At 56.5% G+C, this 18,334-nt stretch carries 18 protein-coding genes; 6 read left to right on the plus strand and 12 right to left on the minus strand.

Annotated elements, in window-relative coordinates:
• The 6 genes from CU100_RS16520 to CU100_RS16545 form a co-directional block, all read right to left on the minus strand.
• Entirely contained in the window at positions 1-1,119 is a 1,119-nt protein-coding gene (locus CU100_RS16520; RefSeq protein WP_106717672.1) for a CgeB family protein, read from the minus strand.
• Positions 1,116-2,204, minus strand: coding sequence for a CgeB family protein (locus tag CU100_RS16525; protein ID WP_106717673.1), 1,089 nt, complete (start codon positions 2,202-2,204; stop codon positions 1,116-1,118). Before CU100_RS16525 ends, CU100_RS16520 begins: the two co-directional genes overlap by 4 nt.
• A complete protein-coding gene (locus tag CU100_RS16530) occupies positions 2,201-3,313 on the minus strand; it encodes a CgeB family protein (protein ID WP_106717674.1) in 1,113 nt (370 codons plus the stop codon). Before CU100_RS16530 ends, CU100_RS16525 begins: the two co-directional genes overlap by 4 nt.
• Entirely contained in the window at positions 3,310-4,389 is a 1,080-nt protein-coding gene (locus CU100_RS16535; protein ID WP_106718013.1) for a glycosyltransferase, read from the minus strand. The genes CU100_RS16530 and CU100_RS16535 overlap by 4 nt, the downstream gene beginning before the upstream one ends.
• Before the next feature lie 86 nt (positions 4,390-4,475).
• Complete coding sequence (locus tag CU100_RS16540) at positions 4,476-6,503, minus strand: NAD-dependent epimerase/dehydratase family protein (protein WP_106717675.1); 2,028 nt, start codon at positions 6,501-6,503, stop codon at positions 4,476-4,478.
• A complete protein-coding gene (locus CU100_RS16545) occupies positions 6,500-7,606 on the minus strand; it encodes an NAD-dependent epimerase/dehydratase family protein (protein WP_106717676.1) in 1,107 nt (368 codons plus the stop codon). Before CU100_RS16545 ends, CU100_RS16540 begins: the two co-directional genes overlap by 4 nt.
• 264 nt (positions 7,607-7,870) lie before the next feature.
• On the opposite strand from CU100_RS16545, the gene CU100_RS16550 reads away from it, so the two are divergent.
• Positions 7,871-8,860, plus strand: a complete 990-nt coding sequence (locus CU100_RS16550; protein WP_106717677.1) for an MDR/zinc-dependent alcohol dehydrogenase-like family protein — start codon at positions 7,871-7,873, stop codon at positions 8,858-8,860.
• The gene (locus CU100_RS16555; RefSeq protein WP_106717678.1) at positions 8,857-9,840 is read left to right on the plus strand and encodes a Gfo/Idh/MocA family protein; all 984 of its coding nucleotides are present in this window, start codon (positions 8,857-8,859) and stop codon (positions 9,838-9,840) included. The genes CU100_RS16550 and CU100_RS16555 overlap by 4 nt, the downstream gene beginning before the upstream one ends.
• Positions 9,841-9,849: 9 nt before the next feature.
• Here CU100_RS16555 and CU100_RS16560 read toward each other — a convergent pair whose 3' ends face one another.
• Entirely contained in the window at positions 9,850-10,044 is a 195-nt protein-coding gene (locus CU100_RS16560; RefSeq protein WP_106717679.1) for a hypothetical protein, read from the minus strand.
• Positions 10,045-10,183: 139 nt separating this feature from the next.
• Between CU100_RS16560 and CU100_RS16565 the strand changes: the two genes are divergently transcribed.
• The gene (locus tag CU100_RS16565; protein WP_106717680.1) at positions 10,184-10,405 is read left to right on the plus strand and encodes a hypothetical protein; all 222 of its coding nucleotides are present in this window, start codon (positions 10,184-10,186) and stop codon (positions 10,403-10,405) included.
• 37 nt (positions 10,406-10,442) lie between these two features.
• Positions 10,443-10,952, plus strand: coding sequence for a cupin (locus CU100_RS16570; protein ID WP_106717681.1), 510 nt, complete (start codon positions 10,443-10,445; stop codon positions 10,950-10,952).
• Between the two features lie 11 nt (positions 10,953-10,963).
• Here the strand turns inward: CU100_RS16570 and CU100_RS16575 are convergent, their stop codons facing one another.
• The 4 genes from CU100_RS16575 to CU100_RS16590 form a co-directional block, all read right to left on the minus strand.
• Positions 10,964-12,253 (minus strand): NRAMP family divalent metal transporter, encoded by a 1,290-nt coding sequence (locus CU100_RS16575; RefSeq protein WP_106717682.1) that lies wholly within the window; start codon positions 12,251-12,253, stop codon positions 10,964-10,966.
• 319 nt (positions 12,254-12,572) lie between these two features.
• Positions 12,573-13,202 carry a DUF922 domain-containing Zn-dependent protease gene (locus CU100_RS16580; protein WP_106717683.1) on the minus strand — a complete coding sequence of 210 codons (630 nt, stop codon included), beginning with the start codon at positions 13,200-13,202 and terminating at the stop codon, positions 12,573-12,575.
• 40 nt (positions 13,203-13,242) lie between these two features.
• A complete protein-coding gene (locus tag CU100_RS16585; protein WP_106718014.1) occupies positions 13,243-13,758 on the minus strand; it encodes a DUF992 domain-containing protein in 516 nt (171 codons plus the stop codon).
• Positions 13,759-13,979: 221 nt separating this feature from the next.
• Positions 13,980-15,059: an ROK family protein gene (locus tag CU100_RS16590; protein WP_106717684.1), complete on the minus strand. Its 1,080-nt coding sequence runs from the start codon at positions 15,057-15,059 to the stop codon at positions 13,980-13,982.
• Positions 15,060-15,234: 175 nt separating this feature from the next.
• Here CU100_RS16590 and CU100_RS16595 point away from each other — a divergent pair, with 175 nt between their 5' ends.
• Complete coding sequence (locus CU100_RS16595) at positions 15,235-15,756, plus strand: hypothetical protein (RefSeq protein WP_106717685.1); 522 nt, start codon at positions 15,235-15,237, stop codon at positions 15,754-15,756.
• Positions 15,757-15,859: 103 nt separating this feature from the next.
• Entirely contained in the window at positions 15,860-17,356 is a 1,497-nt protein-coding gene (locus CU100_RS16600) for a phospholipase D-like domain-containing protein (RefSeq protein ID WP_146141861.1), read from the plus strand.
• Here CU100_RS16600 and CU100_RS16605 read toward each other — a convergent pair.
• On the minus strand, positions 17,342-18,280 hold the full coding sequence (locus tag CU100_RS16605) for a putative bifunctional lysylphosphatidylglycerol flippase/synthetase (RefSeq protein ID WP_106717687.1): 939 nt from the start codon (positions 18,278-18,280) through the stop codon (positions 17,342-17,344). The two genes, CU100_RS16600 and CU100_RS16605, sit on opposite strands and share 15 nt — an antisense overlap.
• Between the last annotated feature and the right edge of the window lie 54 nt (positions 18,281-18,334).

An 18,334-nucleotide genomic window follows, 5' to 3' on the forward strand; every position in this document is an offset into this window, starting at 1 on the left:
CTACGCATTTACCTCTTGGTGGTGCCGGCTCGAAATGCCAGCAGCAACCTCGTTGGGCTCAATGAGAGCCCGAGCCAATTGTTGCGCCCGCACCCTGCCCGTATGATTTGCGATTACCCTTGTATGGGCGCTCTGTGCCAGCGCCTTGCGGTCAATGTCGGCAATGCTGGTAAGCGCTCTGACTACATCACCACTGTTGCGGGCAACGATCGCCGCTTCGTTAACTGGAAACAGTGCTTCGAGACCTTCCCAGAAATCACTGATGATCGCTGTCTGACAGGCGCCAGCCTCGAATAACCTCACACTTGGAGACCAACCCGCCGCAATCATGTCGGAACGAGTGATGTTCAGAGTGAAGCGCTGCCTGCTATAGAAAGACGCATGGCCGGAAGGTGGAAGATGTTCGATCCGCTCCACATTGGGCGGCCAGTCGATGTCATCGGGATATTGCGGGCCGGCTACGACGAAGCGCATTGTCGAAAGCTGTCGCGCAGGTTCAAGCAGAAGACGCAGCAGCGTTGGCTGACGATCGCGGCTGTAGGTGCCCAAGTAGCCCAGGTCCCACTTCGCTCGCTCGCCCGTATGGCGATAGCGCTCCGCATCCACGGAACAGTAAAGCGCGACAGCTCGCCGAGCACCGTATTGATCTTCCAGTCGATCAAGAACCCTGCCGCCGGAGAAGGAGAAATAGACATCGAAGCGTGGAACTTGCCGCCGCGCCAGATATTCCTCACTGCCTTGGTCCAGCGCGGCAAGCGTCACGGGGGTGTCGATGTCATAAAAGCAAAGAAGGTTCGGATTTAGCGCGGCGACGGCGTCGATGATCTGCACACCATCAGGAACGAACGAGCCCACGATCACGGCGTCGGCTTGTTTCATGACCGTCGCAAAACGGTCGAGGAGTTCTTGTGGACTACGATAATAAGAAAGGCTGCAGAAGTCGGGTTCGGCTAAATCGCGATTGTTCGCATACCAGGGCACGTCACGTTCCAAGAATATCACCTCATGGCCTTCTTCATGCAAACCCCGCACAAGTGACCTATACGTCGTCGCGTGACCATTGCCCCAGGAAGACGAGAGTGACAAACCGAGTATGACTATCTTTAGAGGCCGGGTCATTCAGCAGCCTCCGTCCGATGCAGGCGCGAGCGAAATATCTTGTCCGCCTCGGCAGCCCGATGTTCATAGGTATGTTCATTCAGCACACGTGCCAGGGCGCGTCTGCCAATCTCTCTCGCCCGCTCATGTGTGAGGCCCGACAGGACATCAACCAGATCCTGTCCATCCCGCACGACCAAGATTTCTTCATCAGGCTTCAGAAACAGCTCGATACCTTCCCAATAATCAGTGATTATGCAGGCCCCCGCTCCTGCGGCTTCAAAAACCCTCGTTGCTGGAGAAAACCCGTTCTCGGCCATGCTGGACCTTGATATGTTCAGAACTGCTTTCGGCGTAACGTTGAACGCGTTGTGGTCACGGGTCGGGACGTGGCCGATATACTTGATATTGGGTGGCCTTGGCTTGTCCTGCCAACCCGACCCGCCAAACAGAAATGTCTGTTTTTCGAGCCGCTTGGCAGGCTCCAGGAAAAACTGTTCCACGCGAGCTTCGCGGTCCGGCAGGCGGTTGCCCAGAAATCCCAGGTCAGCTTCGAAACGGCGGTCTGGCGAAACAGGGTGGTGCGTTTCGGGATCAAGCCCATTATAGACCGGGATGCACTCGGCAGCGCCCATACCCCGGTATGCCCTGATTACCGGATCGCCACCTCCATAGGTCAGAACAACATCGATACCCTTTAGTGCCCCGTGCAACGAAAGAGCGGGATCCGTCCGCAGCTCGGCCAAGGTCGCGGGTGCGTCCACATCCCAGAAGACCTTGAGAGCGGAAGGGCGCGCCGCAGCCATCACCCGGTCCAGTAGCAGATCGTCCTCGAAGCCGACGCCACTAGCCTTGATCACGATGTCGGCAGCCGCCGCTTCTTTGGCCGCTCGTTGCAGTGCATCCACTGTGCCTTCGTAGACCACGACCTTGCACCAATCCGGTGGCTCGATGTCTCGGTTCTTTTGTCGATCATAAACGTCAGGCTCGTAGAACGTGATGTCGTAGCCTTTGGCCGCCAGTGCCCTCAGCAACCCGCGATAGTAGGTGGCGGCGCCGTTCCAATAAGCCGAGACCAGGCTTGATCCGTAGAATGCGATCTTCATTCTGCTGCCTCCCTCACACGCAACGTTCCGTTCACCGCCAAAATAGACAGAAGTTCGTCGACGCGATGCCGGCACGTGTGACGCGACCGAACAGTTTCCAAACCCGACGCTGCAAGTTCAGCGGCAAGCGAATCGTCGTTGAGGATATCATCCAGGTGGCGCGTCATTTGCTGCCCGTCGCGCGCAAACAGGAAGTCCTTGCCAGGACGGAAAAGTCCCTCCGCATCTTGCCAAGGCGCAGAGACTAGGGGGATTCCACACGCCAGCGCCTCGAACATGCGAATTGTCGGTATCCCCGGTAGCGCTTCGACATAGGGCCGGCGGGGTACATGCACTGTCACCCGGTTCTCAGCAAAAACACGCGGAACCTCGGCATTGGCTATCCAGCCACGATAGCCAATTCCCGCCCGGCGCAACCTTTCGAGTGCCCCATCCGGATAACGCACGCCATGAACCGTCGTTTTTAACGCCAAGCCGCGGGCGGGCTCCACAAGAAAACTGTCAATTTCCCTGCTGCGCTCCTCGTCACCCCAATTGCCAATCCAGACAAGATCGCCGGACTTCAGCCGGCCGGGCATCGGGTGAAACAGCGTGTCATCGGCGGCCTCATGCCAGGTGAAGACATTGCGGCCCCAGCCGGCGCGCAAATAGCGCTCTTTCAGTGTCTCACCGAAGGCAAGGATAATGTCATAATCGGCAAGTGCCAGTCCCGCCATTTCTTTGCCGGCAGAAACGGCTCGGTGATGGGTATCGTGAAAGATAAGTGTAAACCCTCCGCCCTCCTTGCGGGCACGTCCAAGCCGGGCAACCAGGGCTGGATCGGTCCATTCATGGACAATGACGACGTCGGCAGCATCGACCGCTGCCTCGTGATCGAAGTTGTCATCGTAGGAGTGTGTGACCAGGTCTGGAAACGTCCGTTCGAAAGCATGGAGAGGTTCACGGCCATGCTCAGCGACAAGGTTGTTCCGGCTCCAGCCATTCGCTGGCTCCAGTGCCATCGCCTCATGTCCCCGGCGAACGATATCACGCATGACGCCACGCAGAAAATGCGCGTTACCGTGGTTCCAGTCCGAGACGAGCGAGTGCGTGTAAAAGACAAACTTCATGCCAGGCTCCAGTGTTGGGGCGCGGTAAATCCTCGTGTCAGCCGGGTGTAGATCTCCGCCATCTCGCCGGCTTGAGCTCCGGGAGAGAACGTTGACGAGCGCTTTTGCGCGAGCCGGGCAAGATCTATTCGTAACTTCGCGTCGGACGTTAGTCGGTTGATTGCATCGGCAAATGCTCGGGGATCGCGAGGATCCGCAAAGAGCGCCGCGCCATCCCAAAGCTCGCGGTATGTCGGGATATCAGCAAGAACGAGCGCCGCGCCGCACCGGGCAGCCTCAAGGGGCACGAGACCAAATGGCTCGTAAAGCGAGGGAGATGCCACTATGGCCGCACGGGACATGAGCGCCATTGTCTCCTCATGAGCAAGATGTTCGACATGTTTAGCGTTGATGATCGTGCATTGTTGACCATTGGGCCCAAAGCTTGCCCCTGCCATCACGAGCGGCCATGTTAAACATGGCGCAGCGAGGTCAAGCACCGCGCCGTTTTTGCCTTCGTCCCACCAACGCCCGGCCGCAAACACGAAATCTTCCTTTGGTAGCGAGCACAATGGAGCGCGGCTGGAATTGTGGACCACTTGCAGATTTGGAATCTGTCCATAGTTAAGGCGCAACGCTTCGGCGTGGCTTTCGCTTGGTGACAAGACGATGTCCGCGCGGTCGAAGCCGCTACGGTTGCGTTGTTTCTGCCAAACCCAATCGGCCGGAGGCGCGCTGTTCCGCACTGCCCTGAACCAGGTTACGACACAGGAGTGAGACATGACAACGACGGGAACATCGACGTCGAGGCCAGCACCCTGCGATGGCAGGTTCAGATGAACGATATCAATTCCATTGCTTGCAACGAGATTCGCGAGCAGATCAGGAACTTCATCTAGCCTTTCCTCTCGGTCAGTCGTCCAGTCAAGCGGGGCGTCGGTCCAGATAACAATGCGCTTGCCGGATACCTCCCGCAACTGCCGCTCGGAGGGCGGTGGTCCGAAACCGGCAAAGACCGTCTCGATGCCCCATTCAACAAGCTCGGTTGCCAGATCCATGGCGTATCGCCAGACTCCTCCTACGGCGTCGATGGTCATGAGAATTCGCGGCTGTTTGCCGTTTGACTTCGAAATCTGATGCCTGACCCGGAGCTGCTGGAGATCGCTATTGCCGAGTGAGAAAGTCATGCCCGCACTCTTCTGGGTTGCGATAGTTGCGCGTGGCCAAGCCGGTGCTCGAGCAGCCAATCCTGCAAGTCCCGGAGGCCATTGCGCCACCTCACCTGCACATCCCATCCGACTGCCCGGTGCAGGGAACGTGTATCGGCCACGAAGAACAGTTGGTCGCCCGCTCGCCAGTCGTCATATGTGACGTCGAGCCGCCGGCCCGTCAGCCGCTCGATCTCCCGCAATACGATTTGCACGCTAACGGAGTTGAGCGGTCCTCCACCAAGATTGAATGCCCGGCCCTTGACCTTGTCGATTTCTTCAAGCACGCGTCGGTAAGCTGCGACCGCGTCGGACACGTGGAGAATGTCGCGTACCTGCTTTCCGTCACCGTAAACAGAAACCGGCTCTCCTTTGAGCGCCCGGATCATGAAGTGCGCTACCCACCCCTGATCTTCTGTCCCAAACTGCCGCGGTCCATAGACACAGCTCATGCGCAAGACCGCAGTTCGCAAGCCGTAGGACTTACCGTAATCGAGGACGTACTGATCCGCGACGCCCTTGGAACACCCATAAGGCGTGCAGAAATCGAGCTTGCGATCTTCGTTCACGCCGTGCTCGCGTATGGTCTCATCTGCCGGAACATAGCGGTCATCCAGAGCCATCATCTCCATGTCTTCGAGACCGCCATACACTTTGTTGGTACTCGCGAAGACCACAGCCGCATCGCGCCCGGCGCTGCGCACCGCCTCAAGAACGTTGATCGTGCCACGAGCATTGGTCTCGAAATCGTCCAGGGGGTAGGCAAGACTTGTGGTTACAGCGGTTTGCGCAGCGAAGTGGAACACTGCCTTGGCGTCCTGAAATGCCGGTTCTATACTGCGAAGATCGCGCACGTCCGCCAGCAAGGGATGAACGTGATCACCGTGACGTTCCTTTAGCCAGCTGAGATTCTGATCCACACCTGCCCTGCTCAGATTGTCGAGTATGATGACGTCTTCACCTTCGCTCAGAAGATTGTCTGCCACATTGCACCCGATAAATCCGCTGCCGCCCACCACGACGATGGGAGCGGCCTTATGGGACAGGGATGGTTTGGCAAGGGCAGCAACGTCCTCCAGCCGCTGCACGCCTCCCTCCATCAGCAGGCGAGCAAGCAGCTTCGGCTCATTGTTCGCGTCAACTGCCCCAAGATGATAGTGACGGGGATCGAACCAGAGCCCCTCCTGAACCGGCACATCAGCCGGCACGTCACGCCAGCCATACCAGTACATGCGGTCAGCAGGCACGGACAGCGCTCGTGTAAAGCGCCGCACCTGCTCAATCTCATCGTTGCGCCACGTCGAGTATCCGGTTTCTGTGACCCAGATTTCCGCATCTTCGTTGTAACGATCGAGAATTGATCTCATCTCGCCAAGGTGCAGGTCCCAGCCGCCCCAAGTGCTCGCTTCACTGTCCCAGGTGCCGGGAAAACCGTGGAAACCAACCGCGGAGACCACGTTCAGGACACCGCGCTCGCCCATCAGGTTTAGCCAGTAAGGGTCGAACGGGCATGGCCCGCCCAATACGGGCTTCCAGCCGCGATGTTTGGCCCAGTAAGCGGCGCCGCCAACCATTTTACAAAAGAGTTTGAAGTCGCCATCCTCGCGCCAATCCCAATCGAGAAGATTGTTAGGCTCGTTCCAGAGCTCGACGTGGCGGAAATGTCGCCCGTAACGGTCGAGAACATGATCGACGAAATCGGCGTAGTCTTTCAGAACTTTTGGCGCGCCTGACGACCGTCCACTGCGCGACAGGCTTGGGGGAGTGTAATGGATGCAAGGCAGCAAATCAAAGTGCTGGCCTAGTTTTGGGAGCAGCCAGTCAAACCACTCCTGACCGCCGGGGGTCAGATACTCGGCCCAGGAGAGATGGGTCCGAAGGTATGCCGTTCCGGCGGCCAGCAAACCCGGTATGATCTCCTCTGTCCGCTCGTACTCGCCCCTGCGGAACCATTCGACAAAACCAAATCGTTTGGTGCTGAGTGGCCTGTGGCGCATATTCATGACACCAGACCCCGGTTTTCGAGCTGACGTTTCATTTCAGCACTTCGGTCGACCACGCTGGTACTGCGAACCCATTCGGTAAATGGACCAAGCGAATCCTCCAGCCGATGTCGTGGTTCGAAACCCAGGAGTTCCCTTGCACGTGAGATATCGGCAAAACAGTTTCTGATATCGCCGGAGCGGGCCTTGCCCAGTATCTCCGCTGTGATCTCGGGTACGCCCATTGCGTCTGCGAGCAGCGAGGCCACCTCCGCTATGGTGTAAGAACCGCCGCTGCCGACATTGATAACATGCGAACGTGCCGCTGGCTGCTCGAGCGCAAGGCGAAACGCTCGCGCCACGTCGAGCACATGCACGAAATCACGCCGCTGCCGCCCATCTTCAAAAATGAGAGGCGGCTGTGAGTTGGCCAATCGCGAAGCGAAATTGGCCAGGACTCCCGTATAAGGATTGGATAGTGCCTGCCCGACGCCAAAGACGTTGAAGAGGCGCAGCGCGACAGCTTCCACCCCGTAGGCCTCGCCGAAGATGAGCACCTGGCGCTCCTGCGAGTATTTTGTCAGTGCATAGATCGAAGAAAGATCCACCGGCTTGTCTTCGTCGGTCGCGATGGGGTTTAGTTTGCCCCCATCGGCTCCAACCAGGTCCCACCGTCCTGCCTTGATCTGGTCAGTCGTGCGGCGAACGAAATTGAGGCGGTCTCCAGCGACTGTGACGTAAAGTCCTTCACCATAGACACTCATCGAGGATGCCACGACGATTCTTCTGATGGGCAGACCAATCATCGCCTCGAGCAAAACGGCCGTGCCAAGGTCGTTGGCACCAACGTAACGCTCGATTTCATACATGGACTGCCCCACACCGACTTCCGCCGCCAGATGGATTACGCCTTCCACATCCTGCAGCGCTTCACGAACCGCCGTCCTGTCGCGAATATCGGCACGGACAATTTCAACTTCTCCGGGAATGACAGTTTCCGAGTCTGCGTGAACCTGATCTATAAACCCATCTAGAATTCGGATATCGTATCCTTTGTCGAGGAGTTCGGCCGTGACATGCCGTCCGATAAAACCACAACCTCCAGTGACGAGAATCTTTGACATGGCGCACCTGACTTTGATTTCAATCCGGGATTTCGTGTGCATCAACTAACGGAGTTGAGGAAAGTTCCTTCACCATCGGCTTCTATGACTTCTATGACTTCTATGACTTCTTCTTTGACATCGTTCCCTGAAATCCGATTGCTGATCCAGCAGCCATTCCTCCGGAACAAAACGAACAATCGTAAGTTGTTGGCAGGCCGCGTGGTTTCTCTGAACAGAGATTAAGCGCATTCCGCACGTTCAAATTAATTGGAGGGATCGACCATGAACTTCGTAGGGCATGCTAAAGCCCGGACGATGAAAGCCGCAGTTGTTACTGGTGCAGGCAGGATAAAAATCGATAACTTCCCTCTCCCGATACCAGCGAAAAATCAGGTGAGAATCAAACTGGAAGGTTGCGGCGTCTGTGCCTCCAATCTCGGTCCCTGGGCGGGGCCGGAATGGATGAACTTTCCGACCGAGCCAGGCGGGCTGGGTCACGAGGGGTGGGGGGTCATTGACGCAATCGGCGACGACGTTCGGGGCATCGAGATTGGTAACCGCGTGGCGGCGCTTTCCTTCCATGCATATGCGACCCATGATATCGCGGATGAACAGGCCGTTGTTCCTTTGCCAGCAACATTGGCTGGGCTGCCCTTCCCGGGCGAACCTCTCGGCTGTGCCATGAATATATTCAGGCGCAGCAATATCGAGCCTGGACAAACGGTGGCCATAGTGGGGATCGGGTTTCTTGGAGCGCTTCTTACCCAGCTTGCAGTTTCCGCCGGGGCCCGGGTTATCGCGATTTCCCGCCGCCCGTTTGCGCTAAAGGCGGCACAGGATGCCGGAGCTTCCACTGTCATCGCCATGGAGGATCACTGGCAAATCCTGGATGAGGTGAAGTCGCTTACCGACGGGCATTTTTGTGACTGCGTCATCGAGGCTGTCGGCAAGCAATGGCCGCTTGATCTTGCCGCCGAGTTGACCAAGGAACGCGGCCGCCTGATCATTGCCGGTTACCACCAGGACGGTCCGCGGCAAGTCAACATGCAGCTTTGGAACTGGCGAGGGCTTGATGTGGTAAACGCTCACGAGCGCGACCCAGCCATTTATGCAAGCGGCATTCGCAGTGCGATTGGAGCCGTGCTCGATGGGCGGCTGAACCCCTCACCGCTCTATACGCATTCATTCCCGCTTGAACAGCTCGGTACCGCACTCAACATGATGCGTGATCGTCCCGACGGGTTCCTGAAAGCGCTGGTGCATTACCCATGAGTGGGCTTCGTCTTGGCTTTTTGGGCGTGGGGAGAATCGGGCGTGATCGAATGACTCGAATTCTGCAATCGGGCATTGTAGACGCGGCCATAATCTGCGATGCCTCTCCGGACATGATCGAGGAAACGATCAAGGTCACGCCCCAGGCACAGGTCGTGGCCAGTTTCGATGAATTACTTGAACGGCATATCGACGGTATCGTCATAGCCACGCCGAGTGCGCTCCATGCGGAGCAATCGATCAAGGCGCTGGAACGCGGCGTCGCCGTGTTCTGCCAGAAGCCGCTTGGTCGTACGAAGGGCGAAGTTGCCGATGTGGTGGAGGTGGCGCGCCGAAGCAACCGGCTCCTCGGCGTCGATCTCTCTTACCGATACACCGCCGGGATGCAGAAGATCAGGGACATTGTACGTTCCGGCGAGTTGGAGAATGTGTTTGCCGTCGATCTCGTGTTTCACAATGCTTATGGTCCCGACAAGGCATGGTTTTACGACAAAGCATTGTCTGGCGGCGGCTGTGTCATAGATCTTGGCGTCCACCTCGTCGATCTCGCGCTTTGGGCTTTGGATTTCCCGGAAGTGTTAAACGTGCAATCAGCACTTTTTTCTCAGGGTTCGCCGATAAGGGATGCGGATCAGGTCGAAGACTTCGCGGTAGCTACAATCGAACTCGCCACTGGAACAGTCGTCCGTCTCACCTGCTCGTGGCGCTTGAGTGCAGGCTGCGATGCCGTCATCGGTGCGAGCTTTTACGGAACCGGCGGCGGTCTGGAGTTTCGCAATATCGAGGGCTCCTTCCACAATTTCAGCGCAGAGCGATATAGAGGAACCATGCGGGAATTGCTTGTATCTCCGCCTGACGATTGGGCGGGTAGGGCAGCGATCAATTGGGCCAAGCAACTCTCTGGCGGTGGAAAGTTTGACGAGGCTTCCGAGAGCTTTGTCACGGTAGCGGCCGTCCTGGATGCGATATATGCTCGTTGAGGCCTGAGATTATCCCATTTCTTTCACGAGTCTGGCTTCCTCTTCAAGCGTCGCGGCGATCTCCTCCTTCGACATGTGTGTTGCCATCAAATTGATGGCGCACTCCAGAAAGGTAATGGATGACCGCTTGAGAAAATCGTCCACCTGACTTGCCGATATCTGCGAGAGCTGGTCCAGGGCTTCCTGCGGGATTTTGCGAGTCATATTCTTGCTCCTTTGATACGTGCCATTCCCAACAACCTTTGGAAGCCTTTGTTCCGGCCTGCTGCCGAGAGCACAAACTTCCGGTTGAACTGGCACAAAAGAGCTCCGGTTGCGTTTTGTAAAAAACAGGAGATTTGCGATGAACAGTTCGAGAAAAATCACCACCGGTAACAATGATCGGCCGCGGGATGAGACCATTGCCCAGTCAGGACCAGGTATTCCTGACGATAGCGGGACGCCTGTAGAGGTTGACGAAGTCCAAGTAGAACGCGCCAAAGCATCCTTGCAGGAAGGCCCAGAACGCAAGCTTAAACGGCAGGTCGCCGATACGATCAAATCCACCCAACGAGGCGCTGAGTAGCTGTGTTTCCAAAGCTTGAACGACAGGGGGCAAGAGGTTGAGACGCGAAATTCTGCATCTTCAACCCAATGGCTCCATACCCAATAACCTAGTCTTGCCTGTGCTCGTCTATCGCAGCGTCATCGCAACGAGTGGCGAGGAGGCAGCCACCGCTTTCGAAGAGCTGTTCGGAAACAATGGCTGGCCGGCGCAGTGGCGAAACGGCGTCTACTCCTATCACCATTATCACTCCACTGCACATGAGGTACTGGGTTTTGCCGCAGGCCCCGCTCGTCTGATGATTGGCGGCGAAACGGGCCGCGAGCTTTTTGTCCAGCCTGGCGACGTGGCGGTACTCCCGGCAGGTACCGGTCATTGTCTCCTGGAAGCCGGCTCGGGCTTTCTCGTGGTGGGCGCCTATCCACCTGGACAAGAGGCGGACATTTGCACAGATCCTCCAACGCCAGATATTCTGGCGCGAATAGAGCGTGTCAAGTTTCCGCTATCCGATCCTGTTGAGGGCGCGGAGGGCCATCTGGTGAAACTGTGGCGATCTGGAAAGAAATGAGCTAACGCTCGTTAATTGAACCAGGTTGCAATCAACGCCAGGCTCGCTGCAAAAATGGCTGCTGTCGTTGTCCAACCGATGGCGTTCATAGCGCGAGAGTTCACCTGATCGCCCATTATCCTCCTGTTATTTGTCATAAGCATGATCAGGAGCAATAAAGGTGGGGTGGAAAAGCCTTGAACAATTCCCGACCAAACCAGTGCTTCCATGGGATTGAAGTTTAGAAAGTTCATGCCCACCGCGATCACGGTCACGACACCTATGGCCACATAGAATTTGGGAGCTTCTTTCGCCGTAGCGTTGAGACTTCCCTTCCATCCCATCGACTGTGCGATATCGTAGGCCGCTCCCGTCGTCATGACAGGCACCGCGAGAAATCCGACGGAGATTATGCCTGCGGCAAACAGGAAGCCAGCGGCGTCGCCTGCAATGGGCCTGAGTGCCTCCGCCGCCTGTGCCGCAGTTTCGATATGTGTTTGTCCGCTGGCATGTAGCGACGCCCCGGTCGACAGCATGATGAAATACATGATGAAGTTGGAGAACATCATCCCGACGAGAATATCGCGCCGCGATTGCCGCAGGTCCTCGGAGGAGGCACCCTGCCGCTCCCTCAGTGTTGTCTTGCCTTCGGCTATTTGCTCCTCGACTTCTTCATTGGATTGCCAGGTGTAGAGATAGGCGGAAAGTGTCGTACCGATGATGGCGACAAGAATCGAGAGGAACTCCTTGTTGAACTGCACCGTGGGAATCAACGTCCCTTTCAGCGTTGCTATTAAATCCGGCTTAGCCAGAACGGCCGCACCGGCATAGGCAAGCAGTGTCAGCGCCAGCCACCTGAATATCGTGCGAATGAGCTCATAAGACCCAAACACTTGCAGTAAAAAGATAATGGTTGCGATACCGGTGACGAGCACCGGCACTGGGACAGGCACAAAAATGTTGACGGAGGCAGCCATGCCTCCGAGATCGGCGGCCGCTTCGACTGTATTGCCAAACACCACGCCCACAAGGACGACCCACAGAATCCATCTTGGATAAAAGTCGTGGATAGCCTGGAACAAACCCCGTCCGGAAACTTGGCCGAGCTTCGAGGAGAGGTATACAACGGTGAACATCATGGGCAGCGTAACCGGGGCTGTCCATAAAATGTCGGGGCCGAAGCGTGCACCTGCGCTAGCGTAAGTGCCGATGGCGGAAGGATCATCATCCGCTGCCCCAGAGATGATGCCCCTGCGAAGAATTGCGCCGAAGCCGCTTTCTCCGGCATTCTTGGCACTATCCTTTCGGTTGCGGCCAGCCATAGAGAAGTCAGCCCTCGAAGGACGGTCGTCTTGAATAAACGACCGACGCCGGTGGCAGGTAGACGCCCCTGCTCCGCAGGCGCGTGACACAATCGGTCGTATCCTGGCTAAAGCCTCGCCTCGCGAACCAGTCGCAAATTCGAACGCACCGTGATCGAAGCATCCTTACCTCCGGGTTTGATGCCCCGAACACGGCTTGAGAAGAATAGTTCCGTGGAAGCTGATGCTTCATCAAGCCAAGTGAAATCTCGAAGTGCACTGCTGCTGAATCAAGGATAAAGTAGCGGAGGATCCGTATAAGGATGCGGTTCTGTACCCTCTACGAGCCGTTTACCAGGTTGAGGATCAACTGATGTATGTTGGCGCCTTCGCTAAGTTCAGCCCGGTCGAACTCCCGGCTTCGCTGACGCTGTGCAAGCGACAGCTCGGAAAGACGCTTCGTTAAGTCTGCCTTGAGTTTACGGCAATCGCGGTCACCAGGCACCGACATACCCACCGATGCGGTCTCGATCGCCTTGACCATATCCTTGATCATAACTCCGTGCACATTCTCGTGATTCCGTATCCCGGTGATGAACGTGTCCCAATTCTTTGCCGTGTCGGGTGGTAGCCGCTCTGCCGGCTTCGGAAGGGTGTAGGTTATCGTGAGGTTCGGTCGCGCCGATACCAAAGTACAGGCCCCGCTCACGGTCTCATATTTTCTCGACCAGGTCAGCTTGAAATTGGTAAATGCGACAGTGCGCGTCTTACCGCCAACCAAAGGGCCCCTTTCGCCGATGGAAGCGTAAAGCTCGGCACCGGATTTTCCCGCTATCGCATAGGTTTTCACCTGTTCAACGGCTTGCCAGTCGGCCCTTGCGATCGCCGGCGACAAGCTACTAAAGGCGGCGAGCAATACAGCAACTGTTTTCAAACGAACCCCCACGCCTGAATTGCACTTGGTGAACATGCTCCTTCCGCCGAAGCGAAAGGAGCATAAAACATAGCGTTTAGTTGATTGACGCCAGCGTCATCGATGTACCGGTGGCTGCCAGGTTGAGGCCGATCTGGCCCGTCACGCTGACCGCCTGAAGGTGAATTGAGCCCGCAGTGCCGCCAAAGAGTACGTTGGTACCAACGCCAGCGCCGACTGTTGCTTCAGCGGTCGCCCCCCGATAGACGCCGGCGAGCGAGCCGTGATGATAGCCGGCCGTCGGCGCGAATACAGCCCAAATGAGCCGGCTGCGCGTCGTGAAGCCGAGGTCGACACCCAGCTTTTTGATTGCCCCGCTATAGTGATCGGAACGTTCGCCGCTGAGGCTCGAGCGGAAGTCGCATTCGACTTCCTTGGCTGAACCCAGGACGTAACCGAGGCCACCGCCAATCGTGCAGTCGAGATAACCTATCCTGACGCCGCTACGAACATCCTGTTCTTCATATCGTTGAACGTCTGCCGCACTTGCAGCAGTCGCGGCGGTCATGGCCAGTGACAATGTGGCAAGCGCCGTTGCAAGAGTTTTCTTCATCATTATCTCCTTCTCAGGTTGTGATAAGTTCGTCGCAAATCGGCTCTTTAGCCAACAAGAATGTATGCCCCCTCGCAAGCGAGATGAAGCAGCGTAGACGTTGATCCGGTTACGAGGGTGCAAGTAACAGAGCGACCACAGTTCAACGCCCATTGGGACATTTTGAAGGCGTTCGGGCACATGTTCGTTGGCCCTTTCCGGTATCCACGATTGCATCAAGCTCATTGCGCGGCCTTATTGGTGAAATGAGCATTTCCTAGCCCTGTACCGATAGTCAGAACGCCCCAATGAGCAACGTCCCGCATGAAAGGCACTTGCGATAGCCCCTGCACAACCGCGTCGTTATGCATGATAATGAAGGTTGAATGATCGCCAATTTTTGGAATGGCATCGGCAAGTGCCTCCGGCAGATTGAAGTGCTTGCTTTCCCAATTGCCACCGGGCAGATTCTGGCCCCCGCGCGCTATGGAGCCATCAGGTTCGATGATACCCGGGCATCCGATTCCTATTACGGGTGCTGGATCAAGATCGCTCTTTCGGGCTTTGGCAATGAGTCGTTCTATCATGTCGACGAGGCGCTCTAGGGTAGCGCTCCGTTTGGGCGCATCGTCAGCGTGCCTCCACAGTTCGGACTTCCAAACCTTGGCCTTCGACAGATCCACCTCTTCCTTCAGTCGGGTCTCGACGATGCCAGCCCGAATGTTCGTGCCTCCTATATCTACCGCTATGATCGAATCGTGGCCCTGGAGCATCCAGCTCGGCATGAGATGGGCAGCGCCGATAAGACCCGCCTCGTCCGGGTGATGAACGATAGGCACAAGCTCGATGTTCAAGCCCTCCGCCTTCATCAATACCATTGCGCGGGCGATTGCGAGTTCTCCGAAAGCACTGTCCTTCAACCCTCCCCCGACAACGACCCGTTCCGTTTTTTTCCAGCTTTTATCTTTCAAATAGCGGGTGAGCACCTTTGCCAGTTCGCCGGCGAAATCATCAACTGCTCCGAGAACAAGGGCCGAAGCCTCCTTGTCCTTTCCCTTTATGAGCGCATCGATCTGCTTCTTGGATAAATCCTCTGTCGGGATGTCTCCCAGAGGATCGTCGCCGCCACCCTTCTTCAAACGTTTGCGCCAGTCGTCAAGCTTTTGCTGGAAAGCCGACTTGCTGGCCTTGTCACCGATGAAGCCATCTTTGTCACGCAGCATGAGATTGTAACCGTCTACGACCACCGAAGGCAGCGATGCAGCACCGTGGGCAATCGGCGGAGCATTCTCCGGCGGTGATTTACGTTCGCTTTTTGCCATGCTTTCCCCTTCGCAAGGATAAGTCTCGAGTGAGGGGAACGCGACTCCAGAGGTGAAGTTCCGGGCGAACTCTGCAGACGTGGCGAACTCCATTGCGGCTGTTGGAACCTCGATAAATGTATATCGTTGACGGACACAATATCCCAAGCCCTCCGCTGCAAGATGGATTGCAACAATGAAACGACTTGCTTTATTGGTACCGGTCATCGCTATGGTGACGCTCACAGCGCAACCGTCTCGTGCTAATGAAGGTGTGTTCCTTCGCTCCCTCGCAGGTGCCTGGGCCGGCACGGGTACGGTGAAGGTGCGCACGGACGCTAGACCAATCAAAGTCAGGTGCCGTTTTGAATCCACCGCGAACACGTCGTCCCTCGATCTAAACGGCAAATGCACGGGATTGATCTTGATATCACGTGCGATCAACTCGCATCTGGTATCAGGTGGCCATAGCAGGTACACGGGAACTTATACTGGTGCAGGTACCGGAGTGGCCGGTCTGATGGGAACGCGGCGCGGCGACGCCATATACCTTGAAGTACGCTGGGCCAAGAATGTTAACGGCGACCGCAGTGCCCAGATGATATTGCAGAAGATTGGCGACGACGGTTTGAAGCTCAGCACGAAAGACGTCGATCCTAAATCCGGCAAACTTGTCACCACCAGCGAGATCAACTTGCGGCGGAGCGCACCACGATAGGACGCCTGCTTGCATCATTTCCTGTGGAACCAACACTGTGGCTTAGCGGTTGGGAGCAGCAAGCCGCCTGTTTTCAACTAGTTAGCGAAGGATTTCCGGGCAATTGAACTTGATTCAGGTTGAACCTAACTCTGAAACGTCCGTCAGGGATACTGGATCGATATTGAAGGCTGGCGACACTGTCTGGCGTGTTGTTCATGCCGGCAGGGTTGCGATGGTCGTCGATGCTGCAGATTATTTTCGCCATCTCGAAAGAGCCTTCGCAAACGCCCGTCGCTCCATCCTGATCGCCGGATGGGACTTCAACGGCAGCATCTCTCTCCAACCCGATCGGCCTGGCACCGAACAGCTCGGACAATATCTCAGGCGATTGGTCGAAGAACGTCCGGAACTGACAATTCACGTCTTGGTATGGGCGTACGGGCCGATCTATTCCTCCAGGCAAATGCGCGTGTTCCCAAAGGAACCATGGGCGGACCATCCAAGGATCCATATCTGCTACGATCGTCATCACCCCTGGCGCGGTTGCCATCACCAGAAGATTGTCTGCATCGATGATGCAATGGCGTTCTGCGGGGGCATAGACCTGACAGTCCATCGATGGGATACTCGCGACCATCTTGCCATCGACCGGCGGCGAAAAGATCTAGGCGGCGGGCTCTACACGCCCGTGCATGATGTGCAGCTTGCCTTGGAGGGTGAAGCGGCCAGCGCCTTGGGCGATCTTCTGCGCGAGCGCTGGCGGGCATGCAAGGGCGATAGGCTCGAACCAGCGAGCGCAGACGGTGAGTATTGGCCCGATGAACTAGAACCCGACCTTCGCAATATCCCAGTGGGTATATCCCGGACGATACCTTCGTCTTTAGCCCGCAGAAACATTGGCGAAATTGAGAAGTTGAACGAGGCAGCGCTAAAAGCCGCAAATTATCTCATCTACATTGAGACTCAGTATCTGACATGTCGAAGGATTGGACACATTCTGGCTCGAAAGCTGCTGGACCCTCGGGGGCCAGAGGTCGTTATTGTTGTCCCCCAACAATGCCATGGCGGGGTGCTGGAGCAGATATTCATGGGAGGCAACCGCAATCGCCTCGTACGCAGCCTTCGCCGAGCTGACATTCACGACCGGCTGCGCGTCGTCTATCCGGTCGTTGTTGACAAAAATGGCCACGATGAAATCCCAATCTTCGTCCATTCCAAACTCATGATTATCGACAACTGGTTTGCACGGATTGGCTCATCCAATCTGAACAACCGTTCGCGTGGGATGGATACCGAGTGTGACGTCTCTTTCGAAGCGCGAACACCAGGAGAGCAAAAAGCTGTCGAACGAATGTGTCATGACCTGCTGGCGGAACATTTGGGCATGTCCCGGGACGCGGTCAGCGCCTACGTCGACAAACATCATTCACTAGCCAAGCTGCTCGATCAGCAACGTGGCAGCAGGCGCCGATTGAAGCCAGTCAGAATTGGTTCATCAGACGGTCCTGAGGCTCCGGTTCCGCTAACAACGATTGTCGATCCCAAGAAGCCGCTTCGACCTATAAGATATCTCAGGAAACTACTGGAAATCGTTGGAGCCAAATCAGCCAGCAAATGATCTCGCCGTTCCTGACGAGCGCCGAAACTCCCGCTCCGACAGCGCGAAGAGAACCATGCCAAGCGGCAACGGCAAGAAGAAATAGACACACCGAAATGCGATGACCGCGCCGATCGTGGCGGCCTGTGGCAAGAGAAACTGCGTGGAGGCTTCCAGAACGCCGAGGCCGCCAGGAACGTGGCTGGCGATGACCGCTCCGTTTGCAATCGAATAGGCGGTCGCTACGTCCCAGTAGCTCACCTTCTGGTAGGCCAATAGCAGTTGCTGCAGGCTCGCGGCTATGAGGGCGAAATTCAATGTTCCCACCACCAATTGTCCGGTTGCCAGGCGAAGGGACGGTAGCTTGAAGGTCCATTTCCGCACTCTCAAGGGTAGTCTCAGCCGCCAACACAAAACAAGATAGACGCCAAGGGCTAACATGGCCGCCAGGCCCGACAGCCAAACCTGATATGGGCTCAAGCCTATAATCCTGGCGGCCGAGTCCGACCTGAACAGCATGGCCCAACTGCAAAGCGATAGAAGGCCTATACCCACGGTTATTCCTGAAAACAGCACTACTTTGGCGACATCTTCGACACCCAATCCCCAGCGCGAATAGAAGCGATAGCGAATGGCTCCACTACTCAAGGCGGCCAGACCCACATTATGTCCTATCGAAAGACTTACGAATGACGTCAGCGCAGTCTTGCCGTAGGGCAGTGGCTTGCCGGCATAAATGAGCCCGAGTACGTCGAAGCCGGTAAGCGCAATGTAACTGGCGCTTGTGAAAGCGATTGACAACAGCAGGTGTCGAACGGGAATCGAGCCAAGCGATTGCATGATGTCGGTCAGGCTGTATCTGCTGACGCCATTGTAGATCAGCGCGAGGGATAGAACAATGGCTGCCGCAACCAGGATGTTCACCAGATTTTTTCTTGCCTGCATTCGCTTCCTCGTCGCGCGGTATGGTCCCGTTGACTGGATGGGAACGGAAGTACG

The sequence above is a fragment of the Phyllobacterium endophyticum genome (assembly GCF_003010935.1).
Taxonomy (GTDB): Bacteria; Pseudomonadota; Alphaproteobacteria; order Rhizobiales; family Rhizobiaceae; genus Phyllobacterium; species Phyllobacterium endophyticum.

What these genes read in the sequence shown, in the direction of transcription:
- CU100_RS16520 (WP_106717672.1), bottom strand. Translation starts at nt 1,119, where the DNA reads ATGACCCGGCCTCTAAAGATAGTCATACTCGGTTTGTCACTCTCGTCT.
- CU100_RS16525 (WP_106717673.1), bottom strand. Translation starts at nt 2,204, where the DNA reads ATGAAGATCGCATTCTACGGATCAAGCCTGGTCTCGGCTTATTGGAAC.
- CU100_RS16530 (WP_106717674.1), bottom strand. Translation starts at nt 3,313, where the DNA reads ATGAAGTTTGTCTTTTACACGCACTCGCTCGTCTCGGACTGGAACCAC.
- CU100_RS16535 (WP_106718013.1), bottom strand. Translation starts at nt 4,389, where the DNA reads ATGACCATCGACGCCGTAGGAGGAGTCTGGCGATACGCCATGGATCTG.
- CU100_RS16540 (WP_106717675.1), bottom strand. Translation starts at nt 6,503, where the DNA reads ATGAATATGCGCCACAGGCCACTCAGCACCAAACGATTTGGTTTTGTC.
- CU100_RS16545 (WP_106717676.1), bottom strand. Translation starts at nt 7,606, where the DNA reads ATGTCAAAGATTCTCGTCACTGGAGGTTGTGGTTTTATCGGACGGCAT.
- CU100_RS16550 (WP_106717677.1), top strand. Translation starts at nt 7,871, where the DNA reads ATGAACTTCGTAGGGCATGCTAAAGCCCGGACGATGAAAGCCGCAGTT.
- CU100_RS16555 (WP_106717678.1), top strand. Translation starts at nt 8,857, where the DNA reads ATGAGTGGGCTTCGTCTTGGCTTTTTGGGCGTGGGGAGAATCGGGCGT.
- CU100_RS16560 (WP_106717679.1), bottom strand. Translation starts at nt 10,044, where the DNA reads ATGACTCGCAAAATCCCGCAGGAAGCCCTGGACCAGCTCTCGCAGATA.
- CU100_RS16565 (WP_106717680.1), top strand. Translation starts at nt 10,184, where the DNA reads ATGAACAGTTCGAGAAAAATCACCACCGGTAACAATGATCGGCCGCGG.
- CU100_RS16575 (WP_106717682.1), bottom strand. Translation starts at nt 12,253, where the DNA reads ATGGCTGGCCGCAACCGAAAGGATAGTGCCAAGAATGCCGGAGAAAGC.
- CU100_RS16580 (WP_106717683.1), bottom strand. Translation starts at nt 13,202, where the DNA reads ATGTTCACCAAGTGCAATTCAGGCGTGGGGGTTCGTTTGAAAACAGTT.
- CU100_RS16585 (WP_106718014.1), bottom strand. Translation starts at nt 13,758, where the DNA reads ATGAAGAAAACTCTTGCAACGGCGCTTGCCACATTGTCACTGGCCATG.
- CU100_RS16590 (WP_106717684.1), bottom strand. Translation starts at nt 15,059, where the DNA reads ATGGCAAAAAGCGAACGTAAATCACCGCCGGAGAATGCTCCGCCGATT.
- CU100_RS16595 (WP_106717685.1), top strand. Translation starts at nt 15,235, where the DNA reads ATGAAACGACTTGCTTTATTGGTACCGGTCATCGCTATGGTGACGCTC.
- CU100_RS16605 (WP_106717687.1), bottom strand. Translation starts at nt 18,280, where the DNA reads ATGCAGGCAAGAAAAAATCTGGTGAACATCCTGGTTGCGGCAGCCATT.